Below are 18664 nucleotides of genomic sequence, written 5' to 3'. Positions count from 1 at the left end.
TTCGTATGCATTGGAATAAGTTATCACGTCGTCAGTTTTTAAGAGGCACCGGTGGTCTTGCACTCGCTTTGCCTTTTCTGCCTTCCATGCTTCCACAAGCCGAGGCGCAGACCGGGCCGACCATTAAAAAACGTTTTATCGCCATCCATAATGGTCACTGTCAGGCTGTAGAGCATTGGCTTCCCGATCCGGCAAAATTCACTTGGAGTGAAAAGCAAACTTACGCCCGTGAAGTCGCGTTGTCAGCGATTCCAAACAACATGTCTCCGGTGCTGGGCAGTCAGTTTGACTCCCTTCGCTCGAAACTGTTAATTCTTTCCCGTCTGGATCCACTTTCAAAAACTCCGAATCACAATGCCGAGTGCATGTTGACTGGTGGCGTGCTTTCCGAAGCGACCAGCAGTATTGACCAAGTGATTGCAAAATATCTCTATGGTGGTTCTCCCCTGAATCTTTACGTTAAATCGGTGGATGACGGGAACTATACGGGTGCTTCCCACGTGAGTGTTTTGAACAAGGCCTATGTGCCTGGTCAATTCAACCCTTCTGCGGTGTTCTCAAGCATGTTTGGTACCGGTACGACGACAACGACGCCAAGTGCGGCGGATAAGCTCACGCGTCGTGATATTCTAGTCGTTGATAAAGTTTATGCAGAGTACGTGAACTTGCGCTCGAACAAGCGTCTTTCTAAAGATGACTTGGCCCGCGTTGAGCAACATATGGCTTTGATCAGTGATCTGCAAAAGAAACTAAACGCCAATGTCACAACTCCCCCACCGATGACATGTACCTCACCGACGGGTCCGACTTCATCACCGACGAAGTCATCCAATCCTGCCGACTACCAAGTGGTCATTGATCAGATGTTTGATGTGATTGAAGTGGGCGTTAAGTGCGGAAAAATCCAAGTGGCGACTTTGATGATGCATGTTTACGACTATTTCAGTGGTTCGGTAAACTTTGTTCCTGGGATCACCGGTTCAAACCGCTTCCATGAAGATATCAATCACGCTGGTACAGACGAGCTTCGCGCAATGAAACTTGCAATGATGACTTTCTTTGCCAATCGTGTTTCACGCTTCTTAACTCGAATGGACGTGGTTGAGGATACAACGACGGGTACGACGTACCTGGATAATTCCCTGATTATGTGGGGTAATGACCAAGGTACGACGAAAAATACCAATGCCCACAACTCCGTGAATAATCCAGTTTTGCTTGCAGGCAGTGCCGGTGGCTTTTTAAAACCAGGCCGTCACATTGACTATGGTCCTTCATATGGAAACTTGCGCCGTCCCATTGGTGGCGACGAAGGGGATTACAAACGCGGTCGTCCTTACAATCAATTGCTGATCACGATCATGCAAGCCATGGGTATGCAACCAGCCGACTACGAGGTAGGGACAACACAAGGTTACGGTGTGTATGGGACACTGGAATCAAGCTACACGTATTTGGGTGTGAATCACCGACGTGAAATCCTGCCACTGATTAAAGGTTAATTTCTTAACAGCGGGCTTAGAACATTAAGCCCGCTCTAAATTCATCTACCGACTGATCATAATTCACCAAAGTTTCAGCATAGCCGTGATAGTACTGCACATAGAATGCCGGTACGACTTTCAAACCACCCACATGAAAATTTAAACTGAGTTGATAACCACCTTTATCAAACTCCGTTGACCACTTCCCCCCGGGATTGATGTTAATCACGGCTTCCAATTGGTCAAACATCGAATCAAAGAGCTGGATAAATTTAATCTCCCCCTCTAAAGGTCCCACATAATCATAGATGTCGCGATTGGTTTCATCGACTCCGTAAATCGCCTTGACCTTTGCAGAGAATTGAACAACCCAACTTTTAGATTCAAAGGCCCAATTCGCACGCAGATAACTTTGGTTATAGGAGCGAGATTGATCACCCGCTTTACCGTTTGAGTTATGCTCAAAGATACCCAAATCCAAAGAGCGAATTGTCTTTTTATCGTAATCGATGCGATAGAACATCTCAGGATTGTAAGTCGCATCTAAGAAAGGTTTTGACTCCTCTTGCAGTTCCCAAAAGATGATTTGGGTATAGGCAAAATTTAAAGGGAATTTTTCGAAGAGTGGCACGCGGAAACTGTATTGCAGTTTGCTGGTCGGCTCCCCATAGGCAAAATAAATCGGCTTGTAATACAAGATGCGCAGTTGCTCTTGTTTTTCCAGGGCCGACAATTTTTTTGATTTATTAATTAAAACATCCTGCCCTAATGATTCCTCTTTTTCGGTGCTTTCAGTCGAGGTTTGCGCCAAAACGGTGACCCCAAATACGATAATAAGAGCCATGGCGGTGATTGCGATAATTCGATGGTTCCACATTTTGCTCCCCCCTTCCATTATGATGATTTTTTATGAAGCAAAGGACGTGCAAAGAGATGAAGTGCTTTAAAACAATTTAATTGATTTAGAGACACCGCACGCCTGTGATTGGACCATTCCTCCTCGCTCAACGTAGAAATATGCCCCACCTGGCACGGATCTATTTTGGATACTTTTTGCGAATTTTGAGCCTTAAATTGGCTTTTAGGATCAGGAACTGATACCTTGGAAACGTCAGTTGCGAGCCCCTCAAAACCGGGGCAAATATGTTTTCAGAACCTCAAACCCTAAAACGGAGGACCCTATGAAAGCATTTTTTAACTGGTTATTTGCAACGGGCGTATCTGAAATCGATATGGCACTTTTGGAAAAAGAATTCGGCGCTGGCTACAGAAATTGGAGCAACTAAGACATGGATATTCAAATTCATAAAATTAAAACGGTTCTAAAAGAACAACTTAAAAAACGTAAGATGACTTACGAAGACTTGGCTCAAGATCTTGACGTGTCAGTTCCGACGATTAAACGTTGGATGGGTGATCATGACTTAGGTTTGAATGATCTTTTCAGAATTTGTGAAATTTTAGACTTGAATCTTTCTGATTTGCACGCGCTCACCGCCAATGCCAAATCATCCAAAGACGAAGGCTCCCTGACGGAAGAGCAACAAAAGTTTTTAGCGAAAAACATGAACTATCTGGCATTTTTCTTAAAAATCCACGACGGTAAAACGCCTCAAGAAATTGCCGAGCAATATAAACTAACGAAACTTTCTCTGGATAAATATCTGGTCAAACTGGAAAACCTGGGACTGATCAAAGTTACCGGAAATCTGCGGGTAAAATCCACCTATGGCCCCCATGTGGATTTCGGTGATGGCATTCTTGCGAAAACATATTACAAGCGCTGGATTGATGGCACAGCCGGATTTTTTTCCGACGTTATTACCAATGCCCTTCTAAGCGAAAAATCTGCTGACCCTAAAGCTCGCCTACAACAAACTGAAGCGACATATTCTGTCGCAAATATTAAATTGACCAAGGAAAGTTATAAAAAGTGGGCTCTCGAACACGATGCCGCCATCCGACAACTGGAGGCGATCGGCAAAATCGAAGAGAAAGCTTACGATTCCGACAAGTTATTTACGGCGGTCATCATCAATGCCCACACGTCCTTGCCTCAAGAATCTAAATTCTTGAAAGCCATCGACGAGCTGGCCGGAAAGATCGAAAACATTTAGAACGGGAATGAAAATCCCGCGCTGACTGTCGTTTGCGTAAACTTATCAATATACGTGGGGAAATCATTTAATGTTGTGTCGTTAACTGATTTCCCTTCGTTGTAAGTACGGTAAGCCCCTTCGACATTGAACGCCAGGTGGCGCGCCAAAATATAGCCAATACCCACACGAATTGCAGTCCCCGTGATTTCATCTTGCTGAGTCGCATTCAGTGGCGTGACTTTCAATTTATCAGTGAAGTTATACCCCACCCACAAATTCCAACGATCCAGCCACACTCCCAAATCGGCCCCGATCGATTCACGTTCAAATTCATCTTCGCGGGTGTTGTATTTGATTTTCCCACCGGAAGCGGCCATGTACTCGCCTGCGAACCACACTTGGTTTTTACCAAGCCATCCCAAGCGGGCTCCATAGTTGACCGCGCCCAAGCTGGTGCCGTTATCGGAGGCCACTCCTTTAAGAGCTTTCCCTGCTGTCGTAAAGTCCACCGCTGTGGTTCCGGAGGCTTCGTAACTGACCATGGGCTCAAACCAGATCATGGCATTTGCGCTGACAGCGATCAGTGTTACAAGCGTGGCCAATACGTATTTCATAGATTCCCCCGAAGTCTCATTCTGAGACGGAATTCTGAGAATTTCGTCTAAGTTTTTCGCAAATAAGCCTTAGGTCCAGGCCATATTATTCCGATAAATTCTCTAGCTGTTAGTAATGGGATAAGGAACGAAAATGAAATCAATCGCTTTAGCAATTGCGTGTTTTGGTCTGATTGGGTCTTTGATGTCGTTTGCTTCCGTGGAATCCACGGAATTAAAGTTTGAAGTTGGCCAAAAGTCAGCTTTCAAAACGGAAGGTGCTTGTATGTCGCGCCTTCTGGATAAAGCCCCACGAATGGCATCGAAAGAAAGCTGCCGCCTGGGTTAATATCTTTGAGTCTAAAAGGTTAGTAATTTTAGGTAGCTAGACTCAGCGAACTTTAGTTTAATGCCGATCAGTACTTCGAGGGAAACTTGAAGAAATCACTGTTCGGCATTTTTATTTTCTTAATGGGTCAACTGACGTGGGCTGCCTCCGCTGCACCCGGCAGTTTATTAACCTATGAAGGTGTCCTGACAGATTCCGGGGGCACCCCGATCACCACTTCTTCGACCGTCACATTTCAAATCATCACTGGCGCCTGCATTTTGTTTGAAGAAACTCAAACGATCTCTCCCGGAAGTGTTGGGGAATTCAGCGCCATCGTTGGAATCGGAACCCGTACAGATAGCACTGGCAATACAGCAGATCGTATTTTTGCTTCCAGTGGCAGTGTGAATTGTGAGGGAGCTGCCAGCACCACGATCTCGGGCTTTACGGTTCGCTCGTTGCATATCAAAGTGAATGGTGTGTCGATGAGTCCCGATGTGGTGATTGGAAATATTCCTGTTTCTATCAATGCGATGAAACTCGCTGATAAAGATGTCTCTGATTTCCTTCTAAAAGCAGGCTTGCCGACGTGTGCCGCCGGCCAGTACCTAACTTATAACGGAACATCTTTATCCTGCGCGACTGCGGCATCAACTGGCGTGACTAGTGTTTCTTCGGCAAACTCATATATCACAGTCAATAACGGCACGACCACACCCACTCTGACCCTCAATGCGGGAACGACTGCAGGAACTGTTGCCGCTGGTAACGACTCACGTATCGTAAATGCGATGCAAGCCGGTGCGACTGCAGGTGGCGACTTAACGAATAGCTATCCAAATCCGACAGTGGTGGCTTTGCGTGGGACAAATATTGCGGCAGTAACGCCGACTCTTACTGGACAAGTACTTCGCTACGATGGTGCGCTTTGGTCACCGGGCTTTGTCACGATGACGGATTTACGTTCGATTGTAACAGGTACTGTAAGCTTACCAACATCTTGTACTGCTAGTCAGACACTGACCTACAATTCAGCGATGGATAATCTGACCTGTCAAAATATCAGTGTCAGTGGAACGAACTTTGGCACTCAAGCCTCTGCGACTTTTATGGCAGCCCCCAGTGGAGCTGCTGGCGCTCCAAGCTTCAGAGCGATTGCTTCGACAGATCTTCCGACGGGAATTTTATATAACGGCGGAAACTCGTATGGAGCTGCAACTACGGTTGGAACAAACGACGCGAATACGTTCTCTTTAAAAACTGCTGGCACAAATCGCCTGGATATCGACACCAACGGAAATGTCATGGTTGGTTTAGCGGCTGGCACCGGCAGCTTGCAGGTTAAAGGCCCTATCGTCAGTGTTCCTCCTGCGGCAGTGACGGGATCGATTGTGAATCTGGCTTTGGGGAATACGCAGCTTTTAACGGCTGTGGGCGGATCTGTTATCACGTTAAATGGCTTGGTTCATGGGGGCAACTACACCATCGTTGTTCAAGACACGACGTCTCGCACTTATTCATTCTCGGGTTGCACGACATCCCGTTATTCTCCCCCAATTCAAGCGACGATTTCTGCAACTCATACGGTGTTCTCGATCCTGGCTGTGAATAACGCCGGGAACTTTGATTGTTACATCACTTGGTCAACAGGATTCCAGTAATGAAATGGCTGGCGTTAATTCTTTTGGTTATTAGCGCAAAATCTTTCGCACAAATGAACATGTCATTTGCGATGAGGGGGTATCCCACTCTTCGCTGCCAACCGACGACGCTTTCTTCGTGGGTGCCTCAAGCTAATAGTCTTAAGGCGATTTATCATTTGAATGGCACAGGTACGATTACAAATGGTTCCGTCGTTGCCTCTGAAATCGCACTCGCCAATGCAACAGCGACTAATTCTTCTGCAACGCTGGCATTCGCTGATCATCCCGGCGCACCGAATGGAATCGCGTTTCTTCGGAACTATTTGACCGCCTCTGGAAATGCAAATGATTCTATCTCGACATCAGCGACCTCACTTGCCAATTTGCCTGCCGCGACCTGGAACTTTTGGGTGAACATGAGTATTCCCTCAAGCACGGCGATCCGCTTGTTTTACAAAAGTGACAACAATTCTTCAGCGGGATACTATCTTACACTCAACCCCAGTGGATCTTTTGATTTCAGAAAGGTTCACTCAGTCACAAATATGGTCGTACAGACATGTCCGATTGCGACGTCGTTCAATAATACTTGGCGGATGATTACAGTCACCTGGGATGGAACTTCTAATGCGAACGGCGTAAAAATCTACATGAATGGTTTCGAGCTAATTACGACGGGTTCGGGAAGCGTTTATCTTTCCTCTCCGGGTACTTGTCCAAATGCCGGCACGTATGGTGGTTACACCTATCAAACTGCAGGCGTCGGCGGATTCACAAGTGACGCCGCTTATCCATTCTATCTTGTGGGCGCCCCTTCAGGCACGAATACGACGCCGACATCAATTGCATTCTCGGGCAGTATGGATGAGTTCGCTGTCTGGAATAAGGAACTGACTTCCACTGAAGTCTTCATGCTTTATCGCAATCAAAAATGTAACTAACTATTTCTTGTGATCTTGACGAGTGATCTAGATAAAAAAAGGGACCGCGAGGCCCCTTTTTTTAATTATTTAAATTGAATTGGTTTTGATTTTTCGGTCTTTGCGTCCTCGACCCAAAATTGCACGCCATGATGGTCTTGGATGTTTTTCATGTATTGTTTCACCATGCGGTCATTGATTTTAATTCCATAGTGATGAAGGCGCATAACAACCGGCGCGAAAAAAGCATCAGCGATACAGAAGTCACCGAATAGGAAGGGCCCTTCACTCACCTTCAAGGCATCCTTCCACATTTTTAAAAGGCGTTCGATGTCACGCGCTGTTGCTTCGGTCATGTGACGAATCGGCTGAGTGCGTTTCAAATCCATGCTCAGTTCTGAGCGCAAGCTTTGAAAACCTGAATGCATTTCTGCAGCATAACTTCTGGCCAAAGCACGAGTGCCGGCATCTTCGGGCCACAATTTTGCTTCTGGCGAAAGTTCGTTCAAATATTCAGCGATGGCAAGTGAATCCCAGATAACGCGCTTGCCTTGTTTCAGCACCGGAATTTTCCCAGAGTCTGTGTGTTTTGCAATTTGTGCTGCCGTGTTTTTTTCATCGAGCTTGATGTTGATTTCTTTGAATGGAAGACCGGATTGAACCGCGACCAACCAGGTACGCATGGACCATGATGAATAAGTTTTGTCGCCAATCACTAAGTCAAAATAAGGTTTATCGCTGTGAACATGGTACGCCATGAATGTTTCCTCCACTGGTCAACGCATTCGTATTGTTAACACTTTCTCTTACGCCTTGGTGCAAAAGTACACCAATTTAATTGGTATATGAGTTGCATTCGTGAGTAATTCGGCACGGAGGAGTCCAAAATGAAACCACTAAGTCTGTTTTTAAGTTTTATGCTGTCATTCGGAACAGCCCCCGCCTTTGCGTCACGCGTTACATGCAGTGCTCGTGATAAAGGTTGGGAAGAACATTGGGGTGGCCACGATAGCTGCGGCTCTTGCCAAGCAAAACATGGCGACTGCGTTGAAACTTGCAACCTTGAGTATGCAACTTGTGACGCCGTTGGGACAGACTATCTTGGAAATCGAATCACAGTAAAAGGTTCTGGAGAAGATCGCTGGAATGCTGAACAAGTTGCGGTGAATCTTTGCCAACGCAATTTCGCAAACTGCACAGTCGTAAACTGCACAACAGAATCAGAAGAAGTTTCATCTCGTTGGTGCCCAAAACGTCCAGAACCACCAGCGCCTGCACCTAAACCGCCTGCGCCAGCACCAAAGCCACCAGCTCCGGCTCCTAAGCCACCGGCTCCGGCTCCTAAGCCACCAGCTCCGGCTCCGAAGCCACCAGCTCCGGCTCCTAAGCCACCAGCTCCGGCTCCGAAGCCACCAGCTCCGGCACCAAAGCCACCGGCTCCAGCGCCAAAGCCACCAGCTCCAGCGCCAAAGCCACCAGCTCCGGCACCAAAGCCACCGGCTCCGGCACCAAAGCCACCAGCTCCGGCTCCAAAGCCACCAGCTCCGGCACCAAAGCCACCAGCTCCAGCGCCAAAGCCACCAGCTCCAGCGCCAAAGCCACCAGCTCCGGCACCAAAGCCACCGGCTCCGGCACCAAAGCCACCAGCTCCGGCTCCAAAGCCACCAGCTCCGGCTCCAAAGCCACCGGCTCCAGCTCCGAAGCCACCAGCTCCAGCGCCTAAACCGCCTGCGCCGAAACCTGGTCCCGGCCCTGGAAGACCGGCGCCGGGCAAACCTGGCAACGGGCCCGGCGGACCGGGCAAAGGTGGTCCTCGTCATATGAATTTAGAAACTTCTGAATTGATTCAAGTTGAAGGGAACTAAAAATGAATGCAATACGCTCACTCACGGTAATTTCTTCCAGTGTTTTAGTTTCTGCGATCGCATTTGCAAAACCAGTGACGGTGAAAGACTGGTCACTGAATGATGCCAACGCGACTTGCATCGCTTCCACCTCCCGCACAATTGCGGGGGCAACTTATCGCTTTGAATTAAGCTTCGATAAATCTGGCGCATTTCCAGTCGAGGCTTGGCTTCGTGACAGCTCGGGTGCTGCAAAAGCCTTCCGTCTTTCCACTGAGGTTGCACCGATTCAAAGCTTTGTATTTATCCCCATGCAAGATGCTTCAGGGAACTTGTCTTTCTGGCATGTACCAACAGACTCGAATGCTTTGATCTCTTACATCAAACGCCAAACACGTTTAATGGTTCAAGTTCTTGCACCGAATGAACCTAGCAAAGCTGTAGACTTTTCTTTGCGTGGTTCAAGTGACGTCGTTGATGCATTGATTGCACAATGTGCGGGTGGCAAATCATTGCTTTCCTCAGACTTTGAAAAATCTTTCGTCCCAGCGCAAACGGCTACGATGGATCCTTTGAAGTTTGATCAAGAACAAGCCGCTCGCCTTCGCTCTTTGTATCAGGGCTCCGTTGCCGCAAACTCTCAAAAAGCAGCTTTCCAAAGACAATTGACTGCACTGAACACGCAATACGCAAAACAAATTCAAGAGCTTGGCTCTGTCACTGGATCCTTGGATCAATTGACAACGAAAGAGCTCGTGAACTTGCGCAATCAAAAATCCTCGTTGGAACAAAAGATTCAAAACTTGGATCAACAAATCATAACTCAGCAAGCTTCCATCGACGCTAAAGAAGTTGAAGTTGCCGGTGCAAATGCAGTTTACGATGACGCGTGGAAAGTTTTGGCTCCTTACGAGGCAGAATACAAACGTTTGAGCACTCTTGTGCAAAACTCGAAAAACGATCTGGCTCGCTATCAAAGTCAGCTTTCCAGCATCGAACAAAGCATTCAAAGCAAACAATCGGCTTTGAACGAAGCTCAAAATCAGGTGTCAGGTCTCAGCCGTCAATTGTCGCAGCTGGATGTTGAAATCCAAACTGCACGTCAATACGCGAATGCCACGGATTCTATCTGGAGAAGCTTTGATTACAACCGCGAGCGCTATGACCGAATTCAATGGCACCCGATTACTGAATATTGCCGTCGTGGTGGTAGCGAACGTTGTGACCGCTTGATGTACAAAGTTCAAAACTATGCTGATAGCGAAACGGCGAATGTACAAAATCGCCTGACTCAAAATGCCAACGTGACTCGTAGCGATTTGGATCAAAAGATGAACGCGTACACAAACGTTGCGAATCAAATTAATAACTATCAGCAAAGTGTGATCCCAAACTTGCAAAACCAAATCTCTGATTTGCGCAATCAACGCCTCAGTGCCGAAGCCGCTGTTTCCCGCGCTCGTGATGAAGTGACGAACAGAACTGCGGCAGTACAGTCCTATGATCAAAGCGTTGGTTACTCAGCTAAAAAAGCTGACATGACTGCCAAAGCAAATGTCGTAGTTAGATTGCAAAATGAGTTGAAAGCTTTGGAGCAGACACAGACGGGCTACCAAACAGCTCGTTCGCAATCCGTAGCCGGTCTTTCTGCAACGGATAAGAAAATTCAAGATGTGCTGGCGAAAATTCAAGCCACTCAAGGTCGTGAGTCTGAGCTAAACAAAGCGCTCGCTCCGTACTTTGCAGAAAAATCGCGCATTGACAATGGGATCACTTCCGCTCTGACTTTGATTGAACAAAATAAAGCGGAGTTCGCAACGATTCTCAATTAATTTTTAGTATTTATGAAATACTCTCAAAGGCCCAGAGACTTTCTGGGCCTTTAGGTCAGATGCTAAAATCTAACCATCATGGCAAGATTAATTCGATCTTCGGTATTCACCAGATCAGGTTTCCAGCCAGAAGGTTGTGTTGATGTATTCAGTCCATCTGGTGATGTCACACCGCCAGGTCCTGAAAAATAGTTTACACTGGCTTCGCGATGAATAAATTCAGAGCGGAAGGTAATGTACTCGTTCGGCATATAATCGAAGGTCGCTGAAGCGTCCCAGGCTCTGAAATCATCCCCAGGATTCTGCGAGAAATACGGATTGCCATTGCTATCCAAGGCAGGGTTCGTTGCACTCGCACCACCGCTGGCACCTGTTTGCGAGGTTTGAATAGGTGGAATTAATACCAAGTAACGTCCTGGATTATTGATCATTCCAGCTCCCAATGTCAGGGCATACTTGTTACTTGCGAACCATAAGCGATTGTAAGCCATGACGCCAATAAAATACTGACTAGGAGTGGTGCTATCACCATTGCTACATTGAACTCCTCCGCCACTTTCGCAACCAATATCGGCTGTCACAGAGAAAGCTGCCTTGCTAAGAAATTTTGATGGTGTATCAAGATACTTGTATTGAACCGAGTTATCACTATGGAAACGTGTGCGCCCCGGAGTTCCGAGGGTATCCGATCCCACATACCCATTAAATACCCAAGACAAATCTCCCGTAGGTCGATAATTCACTTGATATCCAACACCTGGCGCTTCGTTAAACATTCCATAGGACTGCCAACCGTTAATCAGCCACACTTCCGTTTTCAAACGCTCCGTAGGAAAGACTTGCAGGCGAAGACCATTAAAAAACCACGGTGTATTTGCAGAAGTATACGAAGCTTGATAAGCCCAATTCTCAAAATTGTAGTAACTGAAAAGACCGATGTAGGACATAAATATCCCGGCATCCAGATTAATTCCGTTCAACGTGTCCCAGTGATAACCACCATAGGCTTCCGAGACGTATCGGTACGCTGTGTTCGCATCCCATTGTCCTCGAGCCGTCGAAGCATCGTTTCTCGGAGTCATCGACGAGTACATCCCGAACTGGGTCATAATACGACCGCGCACGTTTTCATGGTGGAAATCTCCACCAATTCCTAACTGTGTCACTTGAATTTCATTGGTACGCCCGGAAGATGTCGACCCAACTAAGGTGTGATCTTTAGGCGTGTTGAAATCCAATACGACATTCGTATCTGCCATGAAAGTACCGGTGAAGTATTTTGAATCGAGCAGAGCTGACTTTTGACGATTGTTCCCATTCATCCAAGTAAAATCAGCGAAAGCAAAAGGCTCAGCTGCTTTTGCTTCGGATTGTTCTTCTGCATATGAGATTGCTGAAAAAGTAACTATGTTAGCGGCTAATGCCCAACGCAAAAACCGCGATGATCGAGTGATCATTTTAAACTCCTTTGTTTAGGAAGGGAGTCTAAATGCCCTCGCATAAAAAAATTGATAAAACTGAGGCCAAGAAAGCTTCTTCGAAATAAATTTTATCTATTTTTTATTTTTAACACCGGGCATTTTAGGTGCATTTTTTAAAGCACAAACATCCTGACAAAACGTACGTTCTCATTCTGAAACGCCACTCTTGGCGCCGTTTCTTGTCTCCGCCAAGAACCCTAGACATCGTTTCTGATACCACGGTGAACTAATAGTGACTTGACCGTGGTATGAATCTCGCTTTTACCATCGATATTCGTGGAGGTAGCGAGTGTCTCAATTTGGGAAATTTCATTTGCTGGGAGCGGTTACTTTGATTGCTGGTGTTTACTGGTTTAATCACTCTCATAAGCCTGCTGTTATTTCGAATGATTCCGTGGCGGCAGATACGGTCCTGAATTCGCAGAACTCAGCTAGGAAGTCTCACACACCATCTATGACTCAAAGTCCTTCAGGCACTGTAGCTTTAAGCCCCTCTGCTCAACCAGTGACTCTGCCTCGCACTCAATTCTCCCCGCGCCTGGAGCGTCAGGTGAATTATGTGGCGATGATGCTTTCGCGCCCGGATGTGGCTCTGCCACCAGAAGCTTCTAAGGCGGATCATTTAACTTCTGAAGAAATTCAACAATTAGGCTCTGCCGTGATCGACATGAATCAAAATCACTCGGTTCGCCGTGCAAGTATTTATCTGTTGTCTAAAGCCGGCGCCAAAGCGATCCCGGCACTTGGCACTATTGTGATGACGAATTTTAAAGCGAGTGCACAAGAAACTGAAACTCCCCTTCGTGTCACAGCCCTGGAATCATTGGATCGCTTGACGGACAATTCCAAAGAGGTTTTACCAATCTTAGAAAAAACCATCGATGTGCAACAGAATAAGACCCTGACATTTCTGGCTTCGATCAGTGCCGGAGGAATTCGCCACGGGAAACCTGGAAAGCTCACTCGCGCCATCAACATGATGATCCAAGAAAAATTGGCTAGTAAGGATAACGGACAATGAGAATTTTTAAACCTAAAACTATTCTTGGAATTCTCGCTTCAGGCTTGATTTTTTTCTGTACAGGAGCGGCTCAGGCAGAAGACACCGGCAAAGAATGTATCAATCCAGAGTTATTAAGATACGCTTTGTCCCAATACCAATTTGAAGACATCAACGGCTTTGGCGAAGTCACTAAGACTTACTCTGAAATGGATGTCTGCGATCAGGGTATCTTTAAAGTGGCCTTGCAAGGCATCGACTATCTACGCAAAATGCCCAATGGCAAAATCCCGTCGAACTTTCAAACTTTAATTAGTAAAGAAGGCGGGATCAATTTCCTTAAGAAACGTATTAAAAAAATTCAAATCGAGACAGCTGACGACTCCGACTGCGAAGAAAGTACTGCCGCCAGAGTGTTTTTTTCCGAAGCAGACCAAGGCATCATGCATCTTTGCCCTTCAATGAAAAAAAGTACGCCGAATCAAGCCGCTGGTTTTTTAGTTCACGAGGCTCGCCACATTGATGGCTTCGTCCATGTGGACTGCACCCACGGAATTTTAGAATCTACTGAAGGTGCTTGTGACAATACTTATCAAGAACAGGGTTCCTATGGCATTTCCCTGGGCTTTCAATTTCAAGTCTACATGACGACAAAAAATGAAGCCGTCAAACAAGAATCCCGTTCGAACATCGTGCTGGGCGCCTTGAACAACTTCAATAAAGCTCCCCTGGGACTGCAAAAAGGTGGCATTTTTCTGGATGACGACAATATTCTTGCCTTCTATCAGGGAAATCAAGAATACCGACTTGCAGAATTTACCGACAAAACCATCGGCCTCACTTTGCACGCGGGATTGCCAACCGTCTTTTTCGAAAATGGCACTGTTACAAAGTATGATTTTACCCGCGAGTGGATCCTTCGCGAAGGAACTTTAATCAAGGCCTTTAGCGGCATGTCCCCGTCCGAAAGAGCAGAAATCGAAGATATTTATGCAAATGTCGACAACTGTTTTTTATTTAAAAATGACTTAAAATGTATGGATGGCGACGGGTTCTTAACATATCGTTTTAACGAACTTAAACCGGTGGCTTTCGCTGATCGCTATCAAACTTGGAACAATTCCTTATTACTGTTAATGAGCGATGGAAAAGTCTACTCGATGCCGAAACCGAAAGATTTCGCGGCAACTCGCGATGCAGATCTTAAAGTTGACGTCAAAGCAAAGACCTATCCAAATATCACATCCTTTGCGGAAATGGAAAATGGCTACATCATGGGTATTTCGAACAAAGGCTTTATGATGGTAAAAAAATCTAAAGACACTCCCTGGGTCCGCGCCAAAGAGTTCGGTGACTTTAAGATGAAAAAGATTGTTCCATATTACTGGTCAAAACGCCTGGAAGATCTTTAAATCTATTTTGCGAGCTGAAACTTTTCAAAACGGTTCAGCTCGCCTTCGATCAATTCTTTATTCGTTTTTGATTTATGCTTCCCCAGCCAGCTCCACTGCTGGATCAATAGTTCCTGATTTTGACGATCTGTTTTTAGATCTAACACCGCAACAGCCTGATCGCCAATAATCACTGGCAAAGTGAAATATCCGTATTTGCGCTTTGCCTTTGGCAAATATGCCTCAAATCTATGATCGTAACCAAAGAACATATTAAAGCGCTTACGCTGAATCACCAATGGATCAAAAGGCGATAAAATATGTGTCAGATCATTCGCTTCCGGAATTTCTGAATCCAAATGCTCGGGATCAATCCAAAACTGAACTTTCTCAGCCCCGGTAATTTCCAAAGGCGATAACAATCTCTTACGAACTCGAGCTTCGATTCGCTTAGAAATTTCCTTTTTAAATGCTGCCTTTTGCATATATGCGATGGACTCTAAGCTGACCACCCCTTGCGACTGCAACGCTCGATCAATATGATAATCAAACACTTCAGCCTGGGTGGCCGCCTTCGGTCGTTTCGCCCAACCAAAATGGCGATCCGTCAGTTCATACTTTTTAAGCATGCCGATACGTTCGGCGATAACTAAATCTCCACCGTTAAAGGCGCACTGCAAATGCCGCTTGGATGGTTTTTTGCTGGCCCACGGATGATCTTTTTCCACAAGTTCTTCATCATTTACATCACGAATTGAAATCGCACCCTGCTTTTTAACCGTGCCTAATACTTTTTTGACATCAGCGGCTGTCACATCCTTATACCAGCTTGAAGGATTTTCTTTTCTCCGCTTCATGTCTCGGATGAAGTATTTAAAATCATCCGTCGCAATATAAGCTAAGGCATGAGTCCAATACTCAAAAACGGTTTTATCTTTGGTTTGTGCCAGATGTAGGTAGGACCTTTTGTAATCAGGAATTCGCGAATACAAAATATGATGATGCGAACGTTCGATCACATGGATAGTATCAATCTGCACATATCCCAAGTGCTTGATGGCTTTGACGACAGCTTTGGGGCCGCTACCAAAAGGACGGGCTTCGTGCAATCCTTGAGACTGCAACCAAAGCGCGCGCACTTGTGCTGGTGAAAATATAACTTTTGACATCGCACTTTAAAGATACCTTACTGACAGGCACGCTTCAAGTCTCGCCATTCTTCTTTAGTTAAAATCGGCTGATTATCTGCCGCGATCGAATAAGGCTCAAACATTTCAATGCGGGCTTTACCGGCGGGGTGAGTAGAAATAAATTCTGGGATCTTGGAAGCAGGACCCGTTTCATCAAGACGCTTAAATAAATCAATGATCCCTTGGGTGGAAACTTTAGACTGACGCATGCGATTCAAAGCACCTTTGTCAGCGCTAGCTTCCATCTCGCGATCAAAACTCAACGTAAAGAATTGCGAAGCTGTGTGCGGGTCCACAACCAACACAGCAGATGCATCACCCACTGAAATCGCCATCAACGAAGTTAAAAGCGTACTGCGCACGATGGACTCCAGAATATGACGCTGTTTAACGTGTTCGATCTCGTGGGCCAGAACTCCGACGATCTCTTCCGGACTTTGCGCTTTTTCCAGCAGTCCGCTTAAAATCCAAATCTGTGCTCCAGGAAGTGCAAAGGCATTCACTTGGGCATTCTTAATGACATGAAACTCAATTCCCAGCTCTTTATCCCCTTCTTGAATTGGATAAACTTTGGAAAGCAGCTTTTCAAATGCAATCCCCTGAGAAACCGAAAGCTGACACATCGTGGGCGGTCGCAACTGCATGATCGCGCCCAGCATCTGCTTTTCACGGGCATGACTGATATTTCGCGCAATCATCTTAGTGACGGGTTTCACCGCTAAAAACACCACACCCACGGCAACAACTAAAGCTGATAGCCATAAGGCAATCTGACTTTTCTTGAACTGCAGCGGTTGCTCTTTTTGAAATTTTACTTTTAATAAAGGTTCTTGCAGAAAGTCTTTTTCCAGAATTTCGAGACGAGCATCGGGCTCCCCTTGGCACAAGACGACAATAACTGAAATATAGACCGGATCGCGATGAAGCAATTTTAACGGCCACGTATCAAGCAAACGTCCGTCCTTGGATATTTCCAGAACGGCTTCGTTTATTTTAACCAAAACTTCCTGCGATGAGGGAGTTTCGCCGTCAAAGTACTTAGCGCGATAAGATCTCATTGACTAGAAACCCAGATCCAAATCGTATTCGGCAACGATATCATCGGCCAAGGCACTGCCATCGCTTTTCATACTGTGGACTTGGGCAAAATCAACATCACCAACAACATGGATGTTTTCAACGATTTTACCAAGACCCCACGCAAATATCCAGGGCACAGCCAATCCGAAAGAAAAGATCGCGCCCAAGTAAGCTATCAAAGTACAAAAGAAGATGTCTTTACCAGACATCGTAAATTCCATGCGAGCCCCCTGAAAATGGGTGTGCTCCATTTTAAATTTCATAACGCTAGCCATGTACCAGGGGCCATAGAAACCCAAAGTGATGATCGATAAAAGAAGCCCTTTAGCATTTAGAACGAAATAGTCTTTGTCTGTGCCATCGTAAGAGAAATGAACCGTACCAAAACGCATACGATTCACCAAGAAAGCTCTTTTTTGATTTTGAAAGTATGAATAGTAAAAGCCCAACGTCAGGATCGAATACAAAACCCCTTTGGCATAAAGCCTAAGGAAAGCTTTCGTTTGCTCTTTGTCTTTATCCACACCAAAGCGCACCTGTCTCCAAGTTGTACGCGACAGACGGTAACGAAGACCGGAATAAGTCGCTATCGCAAATACGAAAGCCCACAAAAACATACCCGCGATACTCAATGGCACCGACAAAAATGGCGCCACTACTTTTACGATATTGCTCACCCCGAAAAGAGCCGCGATGATCGCAAAAAGCTTTAACCAACCATAAAACAGTTCTTCCCCAGTCCCTACGTAAGCGGCACGGTCACCCATGAACTGCACGTTTTCCCACAAGTAACGACGGAAATTAGTTTTGGCCCAAGGACGATAGATCCCCAACGTGATGATCGTCAGAAAAAGATTTTTTAGCATGATCAGGGCAAGTTCAGAACCCTTGCCTGTGAATTCAAGGCTAAAGCGGCCCGATTGGGAAGATGAAGTGGTCGAAGATGCTGTTTCCAAACGGGAACGCTCCTTGTTAGTGGTCCTAACTCTTCGGCATTCAAGCGTGTAAACATTAAAAACTTTATGAGACCGAATCAGGTCTCATAGTGATGCGATACTTTGGTCTTGATTGGACTGATATTAACGTTTGCTGACGAATTTCAAGCGACGGAAATAAAGCAGGCGGTTATTGGACGGCATTTCATAGTCTTTAATCAACTCAAAGCCATTCTTAAACATCGCTGCCAGCACATCCTCAAAAGAACGAATCCCACTTTGCGGATCCTGCTCTTTTAATGTCTTATCAAATTCCTCATTGCTTGGTGTTGTGAATTTGCCGTTATAGTTAAACGGACCATAAATCAAAACTTTGCCGCCCTCTTCCAGGCGACCACTGATAAGTTTGATAAAGGACTTACATTCTTTCCAGTGCATGATGTGGAAAGTATTCACCGTCAAAATCACGTCATAGGTACGAATCGGAAAATCATCTTCGCCAATTTTTAGACGGTACGGAGTTCTGATATTGCGAATCCCCGCCTCTTTGATGGCTTCCTTTAGCATCGGGAGGTTTTCACTCACCTCGGTAGGCTGCCAAGTCGTCTTCGGAAAAAACGGCGCAAAATAAATCGCGTGTTGACCAGTCCCCGATCCCACTTCCAACAAAACTTGGTCCTCAGGTCGAAGCACTTTCTTAAGCACTTCTAAAATAGGTTCTTTGTTACGATCAGCAGAGGGAGAGAAAGGTTTTTCCATGAAGGCAACGTATCACCAATCTCCCTCGTTCACCAGCTATTATATGGCTCTATTGTGGATTGCAAAAGGGACTGCGATCTTT

The 18664-nt window shown here is 45.9% G+C and carries 17 protein-coding genes; 8 read left to right on the top strand and 9 right to left on the bottom strand.

Annotation, left to right across the window (positions count from 1 at the left end; translation table 11 throughout):
• Nucleotides 1–5: 5 nt before the first annotated feature.
• Nucleotides 6–1502, top strand: a complete 1497-nt coding sequence (locus HW988_RS06165) for a DUF1552 domain-containing protein (RefSeq protein ID WP_181606679.1) — start codon at nucleotides 6–8, stop codon at nucleotides 1500–1502.
• Between the two features lie 16 nt (nucleotides 1503–1518).
• Here HW988_RS06165 and HW988_RS06160 read toward each other — a convergent pair whose 3' ends face one another.
• Nucleotides 1519–2361, bottom strand: coding sequence for a phospholipase A (locus HW988_RS06160; protein ID WP_181606678.1), 843 nt, complete (start codon nucleotides 2359–2361; stop codon nucleotides 1519–1521).
• A gap of 412 nt (nucleotides 2362–2773) precedes the next feature.
• Here HW988_RS06160 and HW988_RS06155 point away from each other — a divergent pair, with 412 nt between their 5' ends.
• Nucleotides 2774–3601 carry a helix-turn-helix domain-containing protein gene (locus HW988_RS06155; RefSeq protein WP_181606677.1) on the top strand — a complete coding sequence of 276 codons (828 nt, stop codon included), beginning with the start codon at nucleotides 2774–2776 and terminating at the stop codon, nucleotides 3599–3601.
• Here HW988_RS06155 and HW988_RS06150 read toward each other — a convergent pair.
• Complete coding sequence (locus HW988_RS06150) at nucleotides 3598–4197, bottom strand: hypothetical protein (RefSeq protein WP_181606676.1); 600 nt, start codon at nucleotides 4195–4197, stop codon at nucleotides 3598–3600. The genes HW988_RS06155 and HW988_RS06150 overlap by 4 nt on opposite strands.
• A 133-nt stretch (nucleotides 4198–4330) precedes the next feature.
• On the opposite strand from HW988_RS06150, the gene HW988_RS06145 reads away from it, so the two are divergent.
• From HW988_RS06145 to HW988_RS06135, 3 genes are all read left to right on the top strand, one after another.
• Nucleotides 4331–4525, top strand: a complete 195-nt coding sequence (locus tag HW988_RS06145) for a hypothetical protein (protein ID WP_181606675.1) — start codon at nucleotides 4331–4333, stop codon at nucleotides 4523–4525.
• An 86-nt stretch (nucleotides 4526–4611) separates the two neighbouring features.
• Complete coding sequence (locus HW988_RS06140) at nucleotides 4612–6168, top strand: hypothetical protein (protein ID WP_181606674.1); 1557 nt, start codon at nucleotides 4612–4614, stop codon at nucleotides 6166–6168.
• Complete coding sequence (locus tag HW988_RS06135) at nucleotides 6168–7091, top strand: LamG domain-containing protein (RefSeq protein ID WP_181606673.1); 924 nt, start codon at nucleotides 6168–6170, stop codon at nucleotides 7089–7091. Before HW988_RS06140 ends, HW988_RS06135 begins: the two co-directional genes overlap by 1 nt.
• Nucleotides 7092–7156: 65 nt before the next feature.
• Here the strand turns inward: HW988_RS06135 and HW988_RS06130 are convergent, their stop codons facing one another.
• Both HW988_RS06130 and HW988_RS06125 read right to left on the bottom strand, forming a co-directional pair.
• Complete coding sequence (locus HW988_RS06130) at nucleotides 7157–7828, bottom strand: glutathione S-transferase family protein (RefSeq protein WP_181606672.1); 672 nt, start codon at nucleotides 7826–7828, stop codon at nucleotides 7157–7159.
• A gap of 338 nt (nucleotides 7829–8166) precedes the next feature.
• Nucleotides 8167–8874, bottom strand: coding sequence for a hypothetical protein (locus HW988_RS06125; RefSeq protein WP_181606671.1), 708 nt, complete (start codon nucleotides 8872–8874; stop codon nucleotides 8167–8169).
• 63 nt (nucleotides 8875–8937) lie between these two features.
• Here HW988_RS06125 and HW988_RS06120 point away from each other — a divergent pair, with 63 nt between their 5' ends.
• On the top strand, nucleotides 8938–10746 hold the full coding sequence (locus HW988_RS06120) for a hypothetical protein (protein WP_181606670.1): 1809 nt from the start codon (nucleotides 8938–8940) through the stop codon (nucleotides 10744–10746).
• Nucleotides 10747–10808: 62 nt separating this feature from the next.
• Here HW988_RS06120 and HW988_RS06115 read toward each other — a convergent pair whose 3' ends face one another.
• Nucleotides 10809–12203 (bottom strand): outer membrane beta-barrel protein, encoded by a 1395-nt coding sequence (locus HW988_RS06115; protein ID WP_181606669.1) that lies wholly within the window; start codon nucleotides 12201–12203, stop codon nucleotides 10809–10811.
• A gap of 313 nt (nucleotides 12204–12516) precedes the next feature.
• Between HW988_RS06115 and HW988_RS06110 the strand changes: the two genes are divergently transcribed.
• The gene (locus tag HW988_RS06110; RefSeq protein WP_181606668.1) at nucleotides 12517–13248 is read left to right on the top strand and encodes a hypothetical protein; all 732 of its coding nucleotides are present in this window, start codon (nucleotides 12517–12519) and stop codon (nucleotides 13246–13248) included.
• A complete protein-coding gene (locus HW988_RS06105; RefSeq protein WP_181606667.1) occupies nucleotides 13245–14639 on the top strand; it encodes a hypothetical protein in 1395 nt (464 codons plus the stop codon). Before HW988_RS06110 ends, HW988_RS06105 begins: the two co-directional genes overlap by 4 nt.
• A 2-nt stretch (nucleotides 14640–14641) precedes the next feature.
• On the opposite strand, the gene HW988_RS06100 is transcribed toward HW988_RS06105, so the two are convergent.
• The 4 genes from HW988_RS06100 to HW988_RS06085 all read right to left on the bottom strand — a co-directional run bounded on the left by HW988_RS06100 (nucleotide 14642) and on the right by HW988_RS06085 (nucleotide 18582).
• Nucleotides 14642–15787: a winged helix-turn-helix domain-containing protein gene (locus HW988_RS06100; protein WP_181606666.1), complete on the bottom strand. Its 1146-nt coding sequence runs from the start codon at nucleotides 15785–15787 to the stop codon at nucleotides 14642–14644.
• Nucleotides 15788–15804: 17 nt separating this feature from the next.
• Nucleotides 15805–16866 (bottom strand): M48 family metallopeptidase, encoded by a 1062-nt coding sequence (locus HW988_RS06095; RefSeq protein WP_181606665.1) that lies wholly within the window; start codon nucleotides 16864–16866, stop codon nucleotides 15805–15807.
• A gap of 3 nt (nucleotides 16867–16869) precedes the next feature.
• On the bottom strand, nucleotides 16870–17844 hold the full coding sequence (locus HW988_RS06090) for a YjgN family protein (protein ID WP_181606664.1): 975 nt from the start codon (nucleotides 17842–17844) through the stop codon (nucleotides 16870–16872).
• Nucleotides 17845–17967: 123 nt separating this feature from the next.
• Nucleotides 17968–18582 (bottom strand): DUF938 domain-containing protein, encoded by a 615-nt coding sequence (locus tag HW988_RS06085; protein ID WP_181606663.1) that lies wholly within the window; start codon nucleotides 18580–18582, stop codon nucleotides 17968–17970.
• Nucleotides 18583–18664 lie beyond the last annotated feature (82 nt).

It is taken from the genome of Bdellovibrio sp. KM01, assembly GCF_013752535.1.
Lineage (GTDB): Bacteria > Bdellovibrionota > Bdellovibrionia > Bdellovibrionales > Bdellovibrionaceae > Bdellovibrio.
This window is presented reverse-complemented; position numbering and strand designations above follow the sequence as displayed.